At 64.2% G+C, this 18,922-nt stretch carries 17 protein-coding genes and 1 pseudogene; 11 read left to right on the top strand and 7 right to left on the bottom strand.

Annotated elements, in window-relative coordinates; genetic code table 11:
• Nucleotides 1-107 precede the first annotated feature (107 nt).
• Nucleotides 108-1,016, bottom strand: a complete 909-nt coding sequence (locus ACP146_RS24260) for a class I SAM-dependent methyltransferase (protein ID WP_422369334.1) — start codon at nt 1,014-1,016, stop codon at nt 108-110.
• On the bottom strand, nt 1,013-1,846 hold the full coding sequence (locus ACP146_RS24255) for an MBL fold metallo-hydrolase (RefSeq protein ID WP_422369333.1): 834 nt from the start codon (nt 1,844-1,846) through the stop codon (nt 1,013-1,015). The genes ACP146_RS24260 and ACP146_RS24255 overlap by 4 nt, the downstream gene beginning before the upstream one ends.
• Before the next feature lie 141 nt (nt 1,847-1,987).
• Between ACP146_RS24255 and ACP146_RS24250 the strand changes: the two genes are divergently transcribed.
• Complete coding sequence (locus ACP146_RS24250) at nt 1,988-3,277, top strand: MFS transporter (protein ID WP_422369332.1); 1,290 nt, start codon at nt 1,988-1,990, stop codon at nt 3,275-3,277.
• A 106-nt stretch (nt 3,278-3,383) separates the two neighbouring features.
• Here ACP146_RS24250 and ACP146_RS24245 read toward each other — a convergent pair whose 3' ends face one another.
• Complete coding sequence (locus ACP146_RS24245; protein WP_422369331.1) at nt 3,384-4,079, bottom strand: response regulator transcription factor; 696 nt, start codon at nt 4,077-4,079, stop codon at nt 3,384-3,386.
• A gap of 71 nt (nt 4,080-4,150) precedes the next feature.
• On the bottom strand, nt 4,151-5,104 hold the full coding sequence (locus ACP146_RS24240; RefSeq protein ID WP_422369330.1) for an alpha/beta hydrolase: 954 nt from the start codon (nt 5,102-5,104) through the stop codon (nt 4,151-4,153).
• A gap of 238 nt (nt 5,105-5,342) precedes the next feature.
• Between ACP146_RS24240 and ribA the strand changes: the two genes are divergently transcribed.
• From ribA to ACP146_RS24215, 5 genes and pseudogenes are all read left to right on the top strand, one after another.
• On the top strand, nt 5,343-6,488 hold the full coding sequence (ribA, locus tag ACP146_RS24235) for a GTP cyclohydrolase II RibA (RefSeq protein ID WP_422369329.1): 1,146 nt from the start codon (nt 5,343-5,345) through the stop codon (nt 6,486-6,488).
• 80 nt (nt 6,489-6,568) lie between these two features.
• Nucleotides 6,569-7,326: pseudogene (locus ACP146_RS24230) on the top strand (IS5 family transposase).
• A 308-nt stretch (nt 7,327-7,634) separates the two neighbouring features.
• On the top strand, nt 7,635-8,672 hold the full coding sequence (locus ACP146_RS24225; RefSeq protein WP_422369328.1) for a hypothetical protein: 1,038 nt from the start codon (nt 7,635-7,637) through the stop codon (nt 8,670-8,672).
• Between the two features lie 60 nt (nt 8,673-8,732).
• Nucleotides 8,733-9,257 carry a L,D-transpeptidase family protein gene (locus ACP146_RS24220; RefSeq protein ID WP_422369327.1) on the top strand — a complete coding sequence of 175 codons (525 nt, stop codon included), beginning with the start codon at nt 8,733-8,735 and terminating at the stop codon, nt 9,255-9,257.
• 103 nt (nt 9,258-9,360) lie between these two features.
• The gene (locus ACP146_RS24215) at nt 9,361-9,984 is read left to right on the top strand and encodes a hypothetical protein (RefSeq protein WP_422369326.1); all 624 of its coding nucleotides are present in this window, start codon (nt 9,361-9,363) and stop codon (nt 9,982-9,984) included.
• Nucleotides 9,985-9,990: 6 nt separating this feature from the next.
• On the opposite strand, the gene ACP146_RS24210 is transcribed toward ACP146_RS24215, so the two are convergent.
• The 3 genes from ACP146_RS24210 to ACP146_RS24200 are packed head-to-tail and all read right to left on the bottom strand — an operon-like array spanning nt 9,991 to nt 12,369.
• Nucleotides 9,991-10,680, bottom strand: coding sequence for a YggS family pyridoxal phosphate-dependent enzyme (locus ACP146_RS24210; RefSeq protein WP_422369325.1), 690 nt, complete (start codon nt 10,678-10,680; stop codon nt 9,991-9,993).
• A 19-nt stretch (nt 10,681-10,699) separates the two neighbouring features.
• On the bottom strand, nt 10,700-11,527 hold the full coding sequence (locus ACP146_RS24205) for a sulfotransferase domain-containing protein (protein WP_422369324.1): 828 nt from the start codon (nt 11,525-11,527) through the stop codon (nt 10,700-10,702).
• Between the two features lie 2 nt (nt 11,528-11,529).
• On the bottom strand, nt 11,530-12,369 hold the full coding sequence (locus tag ACP146_RS24200) for a sulfotransferase domain-containing protein (protein ID WP_422369323.1): 840 nt from the start codon (nt 12,367-12,369) through the stop codon (nt 11,530-11,532).
• A gap of 395 nt (nt 12,370-12,764) precedes the next feature.
• On the opposite strand from ACP146_RS24200, the gene ACP146_RS24195 reads away from it, so the two are divergent.
• From ACP146_RS24195 to holA, 5 genes are all read left to right on the top strand, one after another.
• Nucleotides 12,765-13,823 carry a porin gene (locus tag ACP146_RS24195; RefSeq protein ID WP_422369322.1) on the top strand — a complete coding sequence of 353 codons (1,059 nt, stop codon included), beginning with the start codon at nt 12,765-12,767 and terminating at the stop codon, nt 13,821-13,823.
• 219 nt (nt 13,824-14,042) lie between these two features.
• Nucleotides 14,043-14,537 carry a DUF3576 domain-containing protein gene (locus tag ACP146_RS24190; protein ID WP_422369321.1) on the top strand — a complete coding sequence of 165 codons (495 nt, stop codon included), beginning with the start codon at nt 14,043-14,045 and terminating at the stop codon, nt 14,535-14,537.
• Nucleotides 14,538-14,724: 187 nt separating this feature from the next.
• On the top strand, nt 14,725-17,304 hold the full coding sequence (gene leuS / locus ACP146_RS24185; RefSeq protein ID WP_422369320.1) for a leucine--tRNA ligase: 2,580 nt from the start codon (nt 14,725-14,727) through the stop codon (nt 17,302-17,304).
• A gap of 36 nt (nt 17,305-17,340) precedes the next feature.
• Complete coding sequence (gene lptE / locus ACP146_RS24180) at nt 17,341-17,832, top strand: LPS assembly lipoprotein LptE (protein ID WP_422369319.1); 492 nt, start codon at nt 17,341-17,343, stop codon at nt 17,830-17,832.
• A gap of 17 nt (nt 17,833-17,849) precedes the next feature.
• Nucleotides 17,850-18,902, top strand: coding sequence for a DNA polymerase III subunit delta (holA, locus tag ACP146_RS24175; protein WP_422369318.1), 1,053 nt, complete (start codon nt 17,850-17,852; stop codon nt 18,900-18,902).
• Nucleotides 18,903-18,922 lie beyond the last annotated feature (20 nt).

Raw genomic sequence — 18,922 nt, 5'->3', positions numbered from 1 at the left:
GTCTAAAGGATGATCGCCAGGCGGGCCCATCGCGAAGCATAACTTCTGCGTGACTGACGGCGCCCGGGATTGTCCGGTCCCGCCTGCGCCGACGATCCCGGAAGCACTCATTGCAGCCGTCCTTCCCGTGCGGCCAGGGCCCCCGATACCTTGCGCAGCCAGAGCGCTGTCTCACGCGCGCCCGGCGGCAGCGGCAACCGCGCCAGGCCGCCGGATTCCAGCCGTTCAGTCATGCGTGTGGCGACATAGTGGCTGGCGAAGAGGATTTCCCAGCCGCCGGAGGCCAGCAGGGGCAGGAGCGCCTGCTGCTCGTTGTAGCCGCGCCAGTGCCAGGCCTCGGGATAATCGTCCGGCAGGAAGACGTCATGGATCTGAACGACAACGCCGGCCGGCAGCAGGGGCAGCACCCGCCCGAAGAGAAAGTCGACATCGCTGCCGGGCAGCAGAATGTGGCTGGAATCGATCATCAGAAAATCGCCGGCCTGAAGCTCGGCAAAAGCGGCGGCCGGCGCGGCCTGAACCACGGAGCGCTGAAAGCGCAACGGCAGGGCCGCCAGATCGGCACGCGGCGAGGGATCGATCGCCAGCACATCGCAATCAAGCCCGGCATCAGCGACGGCGCGGGCGGCAAAGCGGGTCGAATGGCCACACCCGATCTCGACAATTCGTTTCGGGCCGAAGTGTCGAATCAGCGTATAGACGGCGGCTGCATCCAAGCGCGGATACCAATCCTGATTCCAGCGCGGGCCCGGCGCCGGATGCCCGCCCAACCCGAGCAGGGTCTCAAGCATCGCCTCCATTTCGGTCAGAAGATCGGCAAAGGCCGCTTCCCGGCTTCGCAGCAGATTTTCCAGAGCATCGTAGCGATGGCTGCGGTCTTCGGGCCGAAGCTGACCGGCGTAGCGATAGGGAATGAAGAAGCCTCGCTCGGCGAAGCCCAGCAGCGTCAGGAGACCAAACCACGTGTGGCGCAGATGTTCGCGTGACCAGATGTCACCGCGCCGCGTCGCGGTCATGGTGCGAGGACCATGCCTTCCTGCGCGACCACTGTGCCGGGGCGCATGCGCTCGGCCTCTTCCTTGACGCGGTCCATAAAGGCGTCGTCATGACCGGGATCGTGGTGAAAGATCACCAGCTTGCCGGCATCGGCCTGTTCGCAGAGCCGCACCCCCTCCTGCCAGGTGGAGTGCCCCCAGTTGCGATACTTGGGAAACTCTTCGTCGGTATAGGTGCTGTCGTAGATCACCAGGTCGGCGCCCTGGATGAGTTCCAGAATGTTGCGGTCCGGTTTGCCTTCGACATGCTCGGTGTCGGTGACGTAACAGATCGCCTTGCCGCGATAGTCGATGCGGTAGCCGGTGGCGCCGTTGGGATGGTTGAGCGGCGCGGTAATCAGCCGCACCCCGGGCTTCGGCTCCAGGATGTCGCCGGCGGTGAAATCGTGAAACGATACATTGGCGGCGAAGATCTTCGGCGGCACCGGAAACAGCGGCGCATTCATGAACTGGACCAGCACATCGTGCAGCGTGAGATCGGGAATCAGATGACCGGCCCAGAGACGGATGCGGTTGCGCTTGTCGAACAGCGGCCCGAAAAACGGCAGGCCGACGATGTGATCGTGATGAGTGTGGGTGAGGAAGATGTCCGCTTCCAGCGGAGAATCTGCGAGGAGTTGCTGGCCCAGGGGGCGCAGGCCGGTACCGGCATCAAAGATCAGCAGCTTCTCGCCGCAGCGCACCTCCAGGCAGGAGGTGTTGCCGCCGTAGCGCAGGTGGTCTTCGCCGGGACAGGAAATCGAGCCACGGGTGCCCCAGAAACGAACAAAAAAATCGCCACTGTTCTGCAAAATGCCAGTATCCCTTCGGTCCGGCAGTCACTTATGTAGACCCGCAGATCGAGCGGACTGGAAAATGCTTTGCCGAGAATCAGTTCACTCTAACGAATCGGAGCGGCCCGCCCCAATGAAAATTGCCCAAAAAGCGGTCTCATGGGGCGGCAGCGGGTGACCCGGGGGGCGGAGAGCCGCACCGCGATCATCGCGCTCGGGCTGGCATTGCTGATTTTCGCGGCTTTCTCGCAGTTCAAGCTGCCGGTGGTGCTGCCGCTGCTGCTCGACCGCTATGCCTATGATCCGGTCCTGGCCGGCGGCTTCATGTCGGTCTATGCCGCCCTGGGCATCGGTCTGTCGATCTGGATCGGCCGGCGGGCCGAAGAGGATGGCCCGCTGAACCTGGCCTTGCTGGCCCTGCCGCTGATGGCCTGCGGCACCCTGGTCAGTCTCGCCGCGCCCCAACTGGGGGCAGTGGTGCTGCTCGGCCGCGGCCTTGAAGGGGCAGCCTTCGCCATCCTCGCGGTGACCGGTGCAGCCCTGGCAACCAGCGCCGCCGCGCCTCAACACCGCGCCCTGGTTATCGGGCTGGTCGCCGCCTGGATGCCCGCCGGACAGTTGCTGGCCGCTCTGCTTGCACCCCTGGCTCTTGCTGCCGGCGGCCCTGTCGACGGGTGGGCCCTGCTGTGGCAGGCCAGCATCGCCCTGGCGCTCCTCCTGGCCGCCTGGACCTGGGCGGCAAGACGGCAAACGGCGAAGCGCGCCGCAGCGCCGGAGAAGCAAAAGCCGCAGCCGCAGGCCTGGAGCCGCCGCCAGCGCCAAGGCCTGGTGCTGACCGCCGCGGTCTTCATGCTGTGGTCCGGCCAGTATCTCGCCTATATGACCTGGCTGCCGGAATACCTGGTGGCAGTCCTGGCAATGCCGGTGGAAACCGCGCTCTGGTTCTATCTTTTGCCCGTCGTCTTCGTCGCCCTGTTCAATGTTGCAACCGGCTTCATGCTGCGCGGCGGCCTGGCGCCGGAGCGCCTGTTGCTGGGGGCGGTTTTGCTGCAGGCCGTGCTGTGGTGGCTGCTGCCCTATACCGGCGGCGGCCTCAGCGGCTTGATTTCATTGGTATTCTACGGCGTTGCCGCCGGCATTGCGCCAACCTGCCTCTTCGCCCTGCCGACGGTGCTGACCGACGGACCGGGCCAGACCGCCCGTGCCTTCGGCGGCATCATGACCGGGCGCAATCTGGGGGTTCTGATGGGCCCGCTGCTGCTGGCGCAGATGGTGAAGTGGTCCGGCGACTGGGGGGCGGGCAGCCTGGTCTTCGGCGGCCTCACGACCCTGGCCGCGGCCCTGGCCGCCGTGCTGCTGGCGGTGGCGCCCCGGGTGCGCCGGGAACTGCAGGCCCCTAGATCGGATCATGTTTTGACGGAACCACTTGGTGGTCGCGCCAAAACATGATCCGATCGACATTAAATGGATAGAGCAGATTCACCGGGCTGGATGGATCGCTAACGCGATTCCATCAAACCCGGATCTGCTCTAGCGAGCCGCGAGCCGCTCTCGGTTAAGGCACCAGGCGATAGCCGCCGGGTTCGGTGACCAGGATCTCGGCCGCCGAGGGATCGCTCTCGATTTTCTGGCGCAGCCGGTAAACGTGGGTTTCCAGCGTATGGGTGGTGACCCCGGCGTTGTAGCCCCAGACCTCGCCGAGCAGCTTGTCGCGGCCGACCACGGTATCGCCGCTGCGATAGAGGTACTTCAGGATCGAGGTTTCCTTCTCGGTCAGCCGCACCTTTTTCTTGGACTCGCCGTGCGTGAGCAGCTTGGCGCTGGGCCGAAAGGTATAGGGGCCGATGGTGAAAACCGCGTCCTCGCTCTGTTCGTGCTGGCGCAGTTGGGCGCGCATGCGGGCCAGCAGGACACCCAGACGAAACGGCTTGGTGACGTAGTCGTTGGCGCCGGCATCGAGGGCCAGGATGGTATCGGCATCGGATTCAGCCGCCGTCAGCATGATGATCGGCGACTTGACGCCGCCGCGCCGCATCAGCCGGCAGACCTCGCGCCCGTCCATATCCGGCAGGCCGACGTCGAGCAGGATCAGGTCGTAATAGTCCGCCTTCGCCATTTCCAACCCGGAAGCTGCAGTTTCCGCCTCGGCGGTATCGAATTCTTCGTGCAAACGCAGCTGTTCGCTAAGCGATTGACGAAGCGCCGAATCATCGTCGACGAGAAGAATCTTCTTGCCGCTGGCGCCGCTCATACCCGACATCCGTCTCCTAAATCCACTCGGACCCCCTGTAAATTGTGAGATAGCACCGCTCAAGCCACGGTTCAAGGAAGCTGCCCGGCCAACATCTGTTGCAGCGCAGCGAAAAGCGGATGATTCGGCTCGCCCAGGGCATCGACCGCACTGAAATGGTGGCGGTCCGGCAGGGCGACGTCGTGAAGCGCGAGGCCCTGTCCGCGCCAGGCCGCGGCATAGGCCGCATGCTGGCGGCGGAATTCATCGGTTTCCTGCGAGCCGACAGCAATGATCAGCGGCGCGGCTTCGTCCGGCAGCGCATGAAGCGGGCTCCAGCCCTTCGCCTTTTCAGGCGGAATCCCCAGGATCTGGTTGTGATAGCTGAGCCGCACCGGCTCCAGATCGTAGACACCGGAAACCGAGCAACCGCCGGCCAGCAGACGGCGGGGCAGGGCAGGGTCGATTGCCGGCCAGTCGGTGGCAAGCGCCATGGCCGCCAGATGTCCGCCGGCGGAATGGCCGGAAACGCAGATCCTTTGCGGATCGATCCCGTGGTCCCCGGCTTTGCGATAGAGCCACGCCAGGGCGCGGCGGACCTGGGCGATCATGGTGCCGATGTCCGTATTCGGCGCGAGACCGTAGTTCAGGCTGGCAAAGGCGATGCCGCGCTCGACGAAGGGCGGTGCCAGATAGCTGTAGTCACCCTTGTCCAGCGCCTGCCAGTAGCCGCCGTGAATGAAGACGTGGAGGGGCGCGGGCGCCGCTCCCTCTGCCGGAAAAAGGTCGAGGGTCTCGGCGGCTTCAGATCCATAGGCGAGATCGAACAGACCGCCGCGTTCGGCGCGAACCGCCGCCGAATCCTCCGCCCAGCGCGCGAAGAAGGCCGGGTGGTCCGGCCAGCGGGCCCGAAGATTGAGCTCGGCATCCAGTGCCGCCTGGTCGTAATCCTGAAAAACCAGGGCCTTCTGCCGCCCGCCGCTTTCATCTGGCCCAGCCTGCCCCTGGTCGGCTTGCTCGGGGCCGGCCTGCTCTTGCACTGTCATTGTTTTTCTGTTGCCCCCGCTGCGCGCCGGACCCGGGTCTGCCTGCCCGATTGACGCCTGAATAACACCTCGCAAAGCTTCCGTTCCGGCGCCGAAACGCTGGTAACGGCCCGGTCGGCGCTTTATCTCTTGTTCCATGGACCCGGCCTGACCCATAAGAGGCAGATTTTTTGAGGCAGACTGCGACCTTGCGCCAACGTGACATGGCTCGACCGCCGCCGTAAAGTGACCAATAGAGATGCAAGAAACCGCCAAGTATCCGAAATCCGCCGATCCTGCCGTTCTGCAGGCGGTGGAGCGCGCTCTGGCCGAGCTGCGGCGGGGCGCCACCATCGTGCTGCACGATTGGTCCGGCAAGGGCGCGCTGGTCCAGGCGGCGGAACTGGCCAATCCGGAAGGTCTCGCCGCCCTGGCCGGCCTGACCGGTACCGAAGCCATGCTGCTGCTCACCGCGCGGCGCGCCCAGGCGCTCGGCATGGCCGAGGCCGACGCGCTGATCGCCAGCGGCGGCGTGCTTGGCCTGGCCCTGGATGACCGGGAGGCCGAGCGGATCCGGGCCCTTGCCGATCCGACGGCGCCGGAGGCCCGGAACACGAGAGCGCGGCGGGTCGTCGCCGCGCCCGCCGGGCTGGATGTCGCGGCGGTCGAGCTGACCAAGCTGGCGCGGCTGCTTCCAGCGGCCCTTCTTGCGCCCCTGCCGGGCAGCCCGGTGCAGAGTCCGCTGGCCTGGGCCGACGCCCGCGACCTGATGGCGGTGACCGCAGCCAACGTGTCCGAGTACCGTTTCGCCGCCGCGCGCTCCCTGACCGCGGTGGCCAATGCCGCCGTGCCTTTGGCGGAGGCCGAGCAGGCCCGTATCGTCGCCTTCCGCCCGGACGACGGCGGCACCGAGCATCTGGCCATCATCGTCGGCGAACCCGATCCGAGTGAACCTCTGCTGCTGCGTATGCATTCCGAATGCTTCACCGGCGACCTGCTGTCGTCGCTGCGCTGCGATTGCGGCGAGCAGCTGCGCGGCGCCATCAAGGCGATGTCCGATGCCGGCGCCGGCATTCTGCTTTACCTGACCCAGGAAGGCCGCGGCATCGGCCTGGTCAACAAGCTGCGGGCCTATACCCTGCAGGACCTTGGGTCCGATACGCTGGATGCCAACGAGCAGCTCGGTTTCGACGCCGATGAGCGGGTCTACCTGCCGGCAGCCCAGATGCTGCATCACCTGGGCTTTCGCCGGGTCCGGCTGATGACCAACAACCCCCAGAAAGTGGCCGCCCTGAGCCGCTTCGGCATCGCGGTGGAAGAGCGGGTCGAGCACAGTTTTCCCTCCAACGGCCACAACGCCTTTTACCTTGCCACCAAGGCGGACCGCTTCGGGCATCTGTTCTAGGGTCGGTACTCAATTAGGGATTCCCCTACGTCTGCAGTTGTGATTCTTTGATCCAGGTTTCCCAAGGCAGGGAGGATTGGATGGCACGGCTTTACTGGCTTTCGGACGAGGAATGGGCTCGGATCGAGCCTTATCTGCCGCGCGGTCGGCGCGGGGCTCATCGGGTGGATGACCGTCGGGTGATTTCCGGTATCGTCCATATGCTCAAGGTCGGAGCGCGCTGGCGCGACTGTCCGTCGGAATACGGCCCCTACACGACGATCTACAACCGCTTCAATCGCTGGAGCAAGCAAGGGGTTTGGGAGGATATTTTCTACGCCCTGACGGGTAAAAGTGTTGTCGTATCGACCACAGCGGTCGATTCCACCCACATCAAGGCGCACCGCTCGGCGGCGGGGGCAAAAGGGGGGACTTCGAGCACGCAATCGGTCGATCGCGCGGCGGACGGACGACTAAAATTCATGCCATAACCGATGCACTGGGGCGCCCTATTGCCCTCTCGATCACGCCCGGACAGACCCATGATCTGGTCGGCGCGGCCATGCTTCTCGAGCGCATACCAACCCCTAAACGGCTCCTGGCCGATCGCGCCTATGACGCCGCAAAGCTGCGGGACTGGTTGATCGAACGAGGCTGCCAGCCGGTCATCCCTCCAAACCCAACCCGCAAGCATCCTCAATCGTACGACAAAGTCGCCTACCGAGACCGCAACCGCGTGGAGCGGATGTTCTGTCGGCTCAAGGATTTCAGAAGGATAGCAACCCGCTACGACAAGCGCGCCGATATCTTCCTCGCCGCCATCTGTCTGGCCGCATCTATCACTTGGTGGCTCAATTGAGTCTCGACCCTAGAGCAGATCCAGGTTTGATCGAATCGCCTTAGCGATCCATCTGACCGGGTGAATCTGCTCTAAACACTTGATGACGATCGGATTCACATGTTTTGGCGCAACCACGAAGTGGTTCCGTCAAAACATGATCCGATCTAGAGCCTATCCCGGCAAATCCCCCCAAATCAGCGCTTTTTCGCCGGTCACATATTGCCGGGCGGAAGACAGGCGGAGCAGGCTGACTTGTATAACCATTTGATTCTCATGAATTTTCCGTTTGGCCCGCATCTTGCTGAGCCTCTGCGGAAGGAGGATTCATGGGCGACATTCAGTTTTCCCGGGGCTATGTGAACCAGCAGGCGGCCGATGCCGGCCGTTTCGGTCAGCGTGCGGCTGCGCCCGATACGCCGCGCCCCGATGCGAAGACGTCCCCTAGTACAGTGGCCGCTCAAGACGAGACCGACGGCGAGTTCGGCTTCGACGACTTCCTGGACATCATCAATCCGCTGCAGCACATCCCCATTGTCTCGACCCTCTACCGCGAGCTGACCGGTGACGAGATCTCGGCCCCGGCGCGCATCTTCGGGGGCACGCTGTTTGGCGGTCCCACGGGTTTCGTTTCCGCCGTCGCCAACACCTTCTTCGACGAGATTGCCGGTGAGGACGTCGGCACCAGCGTTCTGGCCTTCTTCGGTGGCGACGGGGCCGATGAGGAACCGCAACGCGCCACGCCGAATACCGATCTAGCCGGGGAGGACTTTTCCGCAGCCCCCTTGGTAACGGCGGCCAGCCGGACAACCACGGACCCGACGGGCCCGGCCCCCGCCGCAGCCGCGACAAACACGGTGATCCCCGCCGGGTTGCTGCCGATCACAGCGCCGCCCAGGGTTCTATCCACGGGGGTTCCTCTATCCACGGGGGTTCCGGCACCCCCCAGCAGTTCTCGTCAGGCCGGCTCTCTTCAGGAAAGTGACCGCAAGCAAGGGAGCGGCAACGACGGCGTTCTGACGGGACAGGATGCCTTGAGCGCCCTGTTCAACGACCTGCGCGGCGGCGCGGCGGCGGCTCCCCCGCCATCGACGGCGGCGCCCGCCGCCACCGGACCGTCCCGCGAAACCCAGCCGCCGCGCCAGACTTCCGAGAATGACAAGGCAACTGGCCGGGTTCTGAACACCCAAGTCGATTCAGGGGCCGATACGACGACGACCCCCGATCCGGCTGTCCCGGATGCCGCCCCGGATGCTGCTTTGGCCAATCAGATGTTGATGGCGCTGGACAAGTATCAGGCCATGACCCGGCAACGGGGCCTGGCCAACCCGCCACCGTCAAACCCGCATCAGCCTGAGCGTCTCTGAAACTCCGCCGGGTGAGTTCGTTACTGGTGAGGTCATAAGGGGCCGCGATAGACTGCAGCCATGGACCTGATCGTTTTTCCGGACAAGAACGGCTTTTCGGCGCTTTGGGGGGAGCGGCGCTGGCGCTGCGCCGTTGGCCGCAGCGGTCTGGCCGCCGATAAGCGCGAGGGCGACGGCGCCACGCCGATCGGCACCTGGGCGCTGCGCCGCCTGCTCTTTCGCGGCGACCGGCTCGACCGCCCGCCCACGGGCCTGCCCAGCCAGGCGATTGCCAGAAATGACGGCTGGTGCGACGCCCCCGAAGATCCGGCCTACAACCAGCAGGTCGAGCTGCCCTATGCGGCGAGCCACGAGGAACTCTGGCGCGACGATGGGATCTACGACCTGATCGTGGTGCTGGGGCACAACGACGATCCGGTGATCCCGGGGCTCGGCAGCGCGATTTTCCTGCATCTGGCCCGCGACGGCTTCAGCGGTACCGAGGGCTGTGTCGCCCTGGAGCGCGCGAACCTGATAACCCTGCTGGCGGAGGCCAAACCCGGCGATGCCGTGCGGGTGCTGGCCGCGGCGCCGAGCGGGCTTTAGCCTGCTCAAGCGCTTGTGAAGGCGCTTGAGCACAAGATTGGAAACGCCGAGGCGAGAGACTACGTAAAGCTATGGGAAAGCCTTCGAGTGTCAGGAGCCCCCGATGCCTACAAGCCCCCGCGTATCCCCTCTCACGAACCGCCCTCGTCAGACAGGACTGCTGCTGGCCGCCGCCGCCTTTGTCGCGCTGGCCGGCCTTTCCGGCTGCGCCGCCGACAGCAAAGGCGTGGTTTACAACAAGAACTTCACGGCCGGCTATTCGCCCACGAGCCTTTCGGCCCTGCGCCAACCCCTGCTGGTGGAGACATTTGGTCTGCCGGGCGCCGGACAGACGCAGCAGGCCGTCACCGAAGCAACAGTGAACGGTCTCAGGGACAACGGCCCCCGCTGGGCCCAACTGAGCTACAGCGGCAATCCTGTGGATGCGCCCAACCCACCGTACAAATTGCGCTTTGCCTACGGCGCCCCGGTGGCCTTTGCCCGTGCCGATCTCTGCGGCGAAGGCCTGCAGGCAAGCGACGTCGGCGGCGACGGCAGCAGCGGACGCGCGGTGGCGGCGCTCTGCCGCGGCACGCGCTTCGTGGCCATTGCCGAGGGCTCGCCCGGCGTGAACGCCGACATCGCCTCGGCGGACTTCTCGAACTTCGTCGGATTGGTCGGACGGCAGGTGTTGCCGCGGCGCAATCCGGTCGTCGACGACGACTGCCTGTTCAGGGTCTGCGACTGAAAAGGCTCAGGCGGCCGGCTTGACCGGGCGCGGGCCGAAAACCCCGGTGCCCACACGGACCAGATCGGCGCCAAAGCGGATGGCGGTCTCGTAATCACCGCTCATGCCCATGGAAAGCGCTAAAGGGGCGTCCGACGTGCTGTTGCGCCGCGCGATTTCGCGCAGGAAGGCGAAATGCAGCGCCGCCGCCTCGTCCACCGGCGGGATGCACATCAATCCTTTGATGGTGAGGCCCTGATCCCGGCAGTCGGCGATGAAGGCATCGGCGTCCCGCGGCATGATCCCGGCTTTCTGCGGCTCCTCGCCGGTGTTCACCTGAATGAAGCAGTCCGGCCAGTGGCCGCTCTTTTCCGCTTCCTTGGCAAGCGCGCGGGCCAGCTTGGGGCGGTCCAGGGTTTCGATGACATCGAAGAGGGCAAGCGCCTCTTTCACCTTATTGGTCTGCAGCGGCCCGATCAGATGAAGACGCAGGTCCGGATGAACCGCCCGCAGGGCTGGAAACTTTGCTTTTGCCTCCTGCACGCGGTTCTCACCGAACACCCGCTGGCCGGCCGCCAGGGCCTGTTCCACGGCTTCGGCAGGCTGCACCTTGCTGACCGCCACGAGGGCAACGTCTTCGGGCGAACGCGCCGCCGCCGTTGCGGCGGCTGCCATGCGTCCACGCACCTCAGCCAAATTCTCCGCGATATCCACCATGGATCTTCCTACCGATGCTCTAAAGATAGTCGAAGCGCTTCATCTGGGCGCCATGATCCTGTTCCAGCCGACTTACCTGCTCGGCCGTCAGCTTTTCGCGCCAACCGCCGGACTTTCCGGAGCGGAAGAAGCGCTGGCTGTGCAGCGAGCGTTCGGTGAATCCCTCTTCGGTCTCCATTTTTTTCAGCCGCTTGAAGTCGGCATGGTCGATCGCCCTTTCTATCCGCGCGGTGTCTTTGGCAATGCCGAAGCGCCGGGCGATGCGGCCGAACTGATCCAAGGGATCGGCCAGCAGGTCTTCGTAGCGCACCGTGTAAATGCCGGGGTGGTTCCATTTGGTCCAGGACTCGATGTGGTTGGACCAGCTGGAGATCAGTTCGTGGACGATTGTGCCGGGCATGGCCACAGCGAGGCTGGCGGGATCGGCCATCTTTGCGATCATCTCATCCAGGGACTTGCCGAAATGGTCGGCGGCGGAAAGGACAACGTCGCGGGGGTCGCGAATGATGTAGATCGCCCCGAGGGTCGCCTGCATGGAGAAGATCGGCTGCCCATAGTCTTCGCCGAAGTAGCTGTGGGTCTTCATCGGGATGACGTTTTTGTTGAGGCTGACGGCGCGTTCCTGGGCCTTGGGCCGCAGGGCGGCAATCTCCCTGGGTTTCAGCTCGCTAAGCGGGCGCTTTGACAAGGGCTGGAACCAGGTTTCCGCCGGCTCGCTGGGACAGATTTGGCCGATCCGCTGCAGGGGCAGCGGCTCTGTCGCATCGAGAATGAGGTTTGCCAGGAAAGCCCGCATCCAGGTGTTTCCCGACTTGGGATAGGAGGCCAGCCAGAGAATGCCGGGCATGGTCAGGCCTCGTCCTGAAGATAGCCGAAACGTTTCATCTGAACCGCATGGTCGCGTTCTATGGCCGCCGCCTGGGAGGGGCTCAGTTTATCGCGCCAACCGCCGGATTTGCCGGAGCGGAAGAAGCGCTGGCTGTTCACGGATTTCTCGACAAAGCCGGTTTCGGCCTCCTGGGCCTGGAGCGTCTTGAAGGATGAGAACTGCACGGCCCGCCCGATCCGCTGGTCGTCCTGAGTGATGCCGAGCTTACGGGCGACGCCGCCCAGTTGGCGCAGCGGATCCGCCAGCATGTCCTCATAGCGCAGCACCATCAGCGGGCTGTGCCGCCACTTGGTCCAGGATTTCACGTGGTCCGACCAGCTGCTCATGCGCTCGTAGACGGTATTGCCCGCCATGGCCCGGCCGCGGGTCGTCTTGTCGCCCATCATCTCGATCGCCTGATCGATCGTGAGGCCATAGTGGTCGGCGGCCGAAAGCACGACATCGCGCGGATCGCGGACGATGTAGATGACGCCGATACTGGCCTTCACTGAAATCGTCGGATAACCGTAGTCCTTGCCGAGAAAACTGTGGGTTTTCATGGGCATGATGTTCTTGTTCAGGCTGGCGGCGCGTTCCTGCGCCCGGGTCCGCAGGGCGGCGATCCTCTTGTTGCTGAGGGTGCCGGGTGCGTCCTTGGTGAGCGGCGCAAACCAGATCTCGTTGGGTTCGCTGGAGCAGACCTCGTTGATGCGCTGCAGGGGCAGGGGCGTCGCTTCATCGAGAATCAGATTGGCCAAGAACACCCGCATCCAGGTGTTTCCCGACTTTGGATAGGAAGCCAGCCAGAGGATTCCGGGCATCGCAGCGTTAACCTTAGAGAACAGAGGAGGCCGGGCGTCGCGCACGGCATTGCCTGGAGTGCTCTAGGCAAAACCCGCCCTGGACGCAAGCGAGGGGATCGGGCAGCTCGTCGGAAAAGTTAACAACGGTCGCAAAATAATCGTATAGCGATATATTTTGGATGTCATAAACAACCGAATGGCGCAATGCCAGCTTCTCGTATGAACGCAGCGCCCTTGACGAAGTGTTTGGTCTACCGCCGAAATTCCCGACTGTTGCACCAAAGGCACAGTGTGTCGCAAAAACAACTTAACACCCTTGCCCGCCCTTGCGATCCGCAGTCCAGGCTAGTACCAACAATCCATCCCGTGGCTTGGGGTACCCACAATAGACACCGTATTTGGAGCTTTTCGGAATGAAAAAAGTATTGATGGCAAGCAGTGCCATTGTCGGGGCGACTGTCCTGGCAGCTTCGCCTGCCGCTGCCCAGGAGTTGACGCTGAATGCGTTCCAGGTCTTCGTGGCCTCGGCTGGCGATTCAGATGAAGACAGCTCGGACCGGGGTTTCGCGTTCTCGACGAACACGGAAATCCACGTCAAGGGTGAGATCATGGCCGACAACGGCATCACCTTTGGCTTCCGCGTTGAGATCGAGGCTGATTCCGGCGAAGACAACAACGTCGACGAAAACAGCATCTACGCTCAGGGAAGCTTCGGTAAGCTGGAATTCGGTAACAACGACGGCGCCGAAGACACCTTCATGGTGAACGGCTCAAACTCCGGCGTTGATTACGGTGGTATCGGTAACCCGACCTCCAACTTCCTTGAGGATGCCTTTGGCGGCAGTGCACCGACCTCGGTGGACATGGCTGACTCGAGTGACTCGACGAAGATCACCTACACCACGCCGAACTTCAACGGCTTCAGCGCCGGCATCAGCTACACGCCGGACACCGAAGACGGCAGCGATGGGAATGGTTTCAACAACGCAAACCCCGAAGGCATTCATGACCACATCGGCCTCGGCCTCGGTTATGACGGCGAATTCAACGGCGTTGGCGTTGAACTGGGTCTCGTCGCTGGCTTCGGCACCTTTGACGATGAGCCGGAAGATGACCTATTCAACATCGGTGGTGGCGCAGCGATCAGCTACGCGGGCTTCACCTTCGCAGCCGGTGCCTTCTGGCAAGATGCCGATGGTGGCGGTCCGACCACAGAAATCGTTGGCGAGTCTTGGGCGGTTGACGCCGGTATCGGTTATGCGACCGGTCCTTGGTCGTTCTCTGTCAACGGCATCATCTCGGAAGACGACAACACCAGTGATGAGCTGCTGGCCGGTTCTGCCAACGTTGGCTACCAGGTTGCCCCTGGTGTCCGCGTGTTCCTGACCGGTTATGTCGGTGAGGAAGACCTCGGCGCCGGCGGCAGCAACGACATCGTTGCAGTGACCAGCGGCTTGGCTGTTTCTTTCTAAGAAACACCGATACGCAGACCTTTTGGTCTTGGGATGGGCGGCGCCTTCGGGTGCCGCCCATTTCTTTTGCCCGCTTCAGGGCCCTATGATATCTACTCGATCAAGGATTTCAGCCTGGGTCTCTCATGAGGGGCGGCCCAAGGCAGATAGAGGTATTCAAGGGACCTGAAAGCGATGACAACGACGGCCTTTGGCGGCGGCAGATTCAAGAGCCGGCGCTTGGTAGCCTTAGCTCTGGCATTTGTTGTGGCGGGCTGCGGCCTCGGCGGCGAAGCGACCTTCTACGACGAGACCGAAGAGAAGTTGGCGGAAACCGGCGGATCGGTCCTCGGCAACGACCAGATCGGGGTCGGCGGCGATCGCCCCGACGCCAGCGGCGGCGATTCCGGAATAGGTGTAAATTCCTATCTATGGCGCGCCTCGCTGGATACCGTCTCCTTCATGCCGCTTGCTTCTGCCGATCCTTTCGGCGGGGTCATCATCACCGACTGGTATTCACCGCCCGAGTCCGCGGCGGAGCGCTTCAAAATCAACGTCTACATTCTGGGCCGCGACCTGCGGGCCGACGGTGTCCGCGCGGCTGTCTTCCGCCAGCTACAGGATCCGCGCAACGGCGCCTGGGTCGACGCGGTGGTGGAGAACACCACTTCGGTCGAGATCGAGAATGCCATCCTGACCAAAGCGCGCCAGCTCCGGATCGCGTCGCTCCAGTAACCGCGGCAAGCCGTGAAGGGCCCGAGCCGCAGGCGCAGTCTTCCGCCCCCGCGGGCGACGGCCTTTCGCCTGTCACGAACCTCGCTGCGCTCCGCAGTTTCGAAACAGGGCCATACGCGAACAGAGGCGTACCCATAGAGACCCCTGCTACCGACCCAAACGAACGGGTCCCAATTGCGATCACACCATGAGTCGTTACAACGCCAAGGAAGTTGAAGAGAAGTGGCAGAGCCGCTGGGATGCGGCCGGTTGCTTTTCCGCACGCGAGGACGAGGCACGCGAAAACGGGGCCCGCGAGAAGTACTACGTGCTGGAGATGTTTCCCTATCCCTCGGGAAAGATCCATATGGGACACGTACGCAATTACACCATCGGCGACGTGGTCGCCCGCTACAAGCGGGCCAAGGGCTTCAATGTCCTGCACCCCATGGGCTGGGATGCTTTCGGGCTGCCGGCGGAAAACGCCGCCATGGAACGCGGCATTCATCCGGCGGAATGGACCTACGCCAACATCGCCACCATGCGGGCGCAGCTCAAGCTGATGGGCCTGGCCATCGACTGGGACCGCGAGATCGCAACCTGCCATCCCGGCTACTACGCCCAGCAACAGAAGCTCTTTGCGGCCTTCATGAAGGCGGGCATCGTTTACCGCAAGGAATCCTCGGTCAATTGGGACCCAGTCGATCAGACCGTGCTGGCCAATGAGCAGGTGATCGACGGGCGCGGCTGGCGTTCCAATGCCCTGATCGAGCGCCGCAAGCTGTCCCAGTGGTTCTTCAAGATCACCGCCTTTTCCGATGCCCTGCTCGAGGGCCTCGAGGGCCTGGAGCGTTGGCCGGAAAAGGTACGGCTGATGCAGCGCAACTGGATCGGCCGGTCTGAAGGCGCGACCATCCGCTTCGAGATCGAAGGCCGCGAGGACCGCCTGACGGTCTTCACCACCCGGCCCGACACGCTGTTCGGTGCTTCTTTCTGCGCGCTTTCGCCCAACCATCCGCTGGCGGCAGAGGTCGCCGCCGGCGATCCCTCGGCGAAAACCTTCATCGAGGAGTGCAATCGCCTGGGCACCAGCGAAGAAGCCATCGAAACCGCGGAGAAGAAGGGTTTCGATACCGGCCTCAGGGTGCGTCATCCCTTCCTGCCGGATGTCAGCCTGCCGGTCTATATCGCCAACTTCGTGCTGATGGAATACGGCAGCGGCGCAATCTTCGGCTGCCCGGCCCACGACCAGCGTGACCTCGATTTTGCCCGCAAGTACGCACTGCCGGTGGTGCCGGTGGTGCTGCCGGAGGGTGCCGATCCGGAGAACTTCGCGGTCGGCACGGAGGCCTATACCGGCGAGGGCACGGCGTTCAACTCCGGTTTTCTCGACGGGATGGGCGTTGAAGCGGCGAAGCGGGCCGCCATCGACCACCTGGCCGAAGCCGGCCAGGGCGAGAGCACGATCCAATACCGTCTGCGCGACTGGGGCATCTCGCGGCAGCGCTATTGGGGTTGCCCGATCCCGGTCATCCACTGCCCGGCCTGCGGCCCGGTGCCGGTGCCCGAGGACCAGCTTCCGGTGGTGCTGCCCGACGACGTGACCTTCGATGCCCCCGGCAATCCGCTGGCGCGGCACCCGAGCTGGAAGCAGACGACCTGCCCAGAATGCGGCGGTCCGGCTGAGCGCGACACCGACACCATGGACACCTTCGTCGACTCGTCCTGGTACTTTGCCCGTTTCTGCAGCCCGCGCGCCGAAGCGCCGATGGACCGTGGGGCCGTCGACTACTGGCTGCCGGTGGATCAGTACATCGGCGGCGTCGAGCACGCGATCCTGCACCTGCTCTATGCCCGCTTCTTCACCCGCGCCCTGGCCGAGGTCGGCCATGTCGGCCTGCCCGAGCCCTTCGCCGGCCTGTTCACCCAGGGCATGGTCTGCCACGAGACCTACAAGGACCCGGACGGCAAATGGCTGTTCCCGGAAGAGGTCGAGAAGCTGGGCGACGGCAGCGCGCGCCATCTGGAGACCGGGCAGCCGGTGGTCCTCGGGCGTTCTGAATCCATGAGCAAGTCCAAGCGTAATGTCGTGGATCCGGAGGCGATCATCGGCACCTACGGGGCCGATACGGCGCGCTGGTTCATGCTCTCGGACAGCCCGCCGGAGCGCGATATGGAGTGGACCGATGCCGGCGTCGAAGGCGCCTGGCGCTTCACCCAGCGGCTTTGGCGGTTGCTGACGGACAATCTGGACAGCCTGCCGCCCAAAGGGACCGCAGTTCCCGGTGATCTGAGCGGTGCGGCACTGGATCTGCGCCGCGCCGTCCACAAAACGGTTCAGGCGTTCGGCGACGACCTCGAGAAGTTCCGCTTCAACCGAGCCGTGGCGCGGATCCACGAAGTTGCCAATACACTCGGCGGCTTCAAGCCGGCCGATGGGGCCGGGCGCGCCGTGTTGCGCGAGAGCCTGGAACTCGTTGTGCGCCTGATCGGACCGATGATGCCGCACCTTGCCGAGGAAATGTGGCAGAGCCTGGGTCACGAGGGCCTGCTGGCCGACGAGGCCTGGCCACAGGCCGATACTGCCCTGACTGCCGATGAGCAGGTGACCCTGGCGGTTCAGGTCAACGGCAAGAAGCGCGCCACGGTATCGCTGCCGATGGATGCGCCGGAGGATGTGGCGCAGGAAATGGCCCTGGCGGATCCGGCCGTCCTGAGGGCCATGGATGGCAAAGCCGCCCGCAAGGTGATTGTGGTGAAGAATCGCATCGTGAACGTGGTAGTCTGAAGCATGGAAAAACAGCGGCGGAGCTTTTTGATCTTGATGCGCCGAGGCGTTGCGGCCGGGGCCCTGCTGCCGCTCGCTGCCTGCGGGTTCACACCGCTTTACGCGGAGGGCGACAGCAGTCTTTCGGCCGCGGCCGAAATGGCGACGGTACGGATCGAGCCCCTGCGCGACCGGGTCGGTCAGCAGATGCACAACTTTCTGCGTGACCGCCTGAACCCGAACGGCCAGCCGGTCGCGCCGAGTTATCAACTGCGTCTGCAGATCACCGAATCGCTCAGCGAGCTCGGTGTGCGCCGCGACGAGACCGCGACCCGCGCCAACCTGAGACTGACCACGGATTTCACTTTGAGTGATACCGGAAGCGGCGAGCAGCTGCTCAACGGCCGCTCGACCTCCACCACTAGCTACGACATTCTGGAAAACCCTTTCGCCACGACGATCTCCGAGCGCGACGCACGCGAACGCGCGCTGCGTGAAGTGGCCGACGACATTCAGACCCGGCTCGCGGTCTATTTCGCCAACAGCTGATCCGGGCGGGCGGCGCCTTGAAGCTGACGGGCAAAGACGTTGAAGGCTTTCTTGACGCACCCGATCCGGCCCGCTTTGCGGTGCTGGTTTACGGGCCCGACGCGGGCCTGCGGCGCGAGCGCGTCAACAAATTGCGGGCGGCCGTGGTCGCGGACCCCAACGATCCATTCTGCGTTTCTGAACTCTCACCCGCCCAGATAAAGGAAGACCCGGCCCGCCTCTCGGACGAGGCCGCGGCGCTGACTTTCGGCGGCGGCCGGCGCTTCGTCCTGGTACGCGACGCGGCGGATGCCATGACCGCGACGGTGAAGGACTTCCTGGCGCGCGCTCCGGGCGAGGCGCTAGTGGTCTTCGATGGCGGCGACCTGCCCGGTCGGTCGAGCCTGCGCCGCTTGTTTGAGGGCGACAAGGCGGCGGTCTCGATCGCCTGTTATCACGACGATCAACGCAGCCTGGCCACGGTGGTGCGCGAGTTTTTTGCCGCCGCCGGCAAGACGATTGACCGGGACGCGGTGGATTTCCTGGCGGCTCATCTCGGCGGCGACCGCCAGCTCACCCGCCGGGAGCTGGAAAAACTGCTGTTGTTCAAAGGCACCAGCGAGGGTCCGGTGACCCTGGAGGATGCGGAACACTGTGTCGGTGACTCGGCGCTGCTCAGCCTCGACGATGTCGCCTTTGCCACCGGCGGCGGCAATCTGCCGGGACTGGAGCGGGCGCTCGTGCGATGCTTTTCCGAAGGCAATGCACCGGTCAGCCTGCTGCGTGCCGTCGCGCGCCACTTTCAGCGGGTGCATCAGGTGGCCGGCGCCGTGGCTGGCGGGGCACCTGTCGAGCAGGCGATGAAGAGCCTGCGCCCCCCGGTGTTCTGGAAGTCGGCAGCCGGGTTCAAGGCCCAGGCCGGCGCCTGGAAGGGCCCGGCGCTGACGGTCGCCATGGAAAAACTGCTGGAAGCGGAGGCCGGCTGTAAGCGCAGCGGCGCGCCGGCGGAAACCCTCGCGTCCCGCGCCTTGATGGAGATTGCCGCCAATGCACCCGGGAATCTCAGGGGACGACGCGCCCAACGGCGGTAATCCGACAAAAGCAGAAGCCG

The organism is Pelagibius sp., from assembly GCF_965249265.1.
GTDB lineage: Bacteria > Pseudomonadota > Alphaproteobacteria > Kiloniellales > Kiloniellaceae > Pelagibius.
Note: the sequence above shows the minus strand (reverse complement) of the source record. Positions and strands in the feature narration are given on the sequence as shown.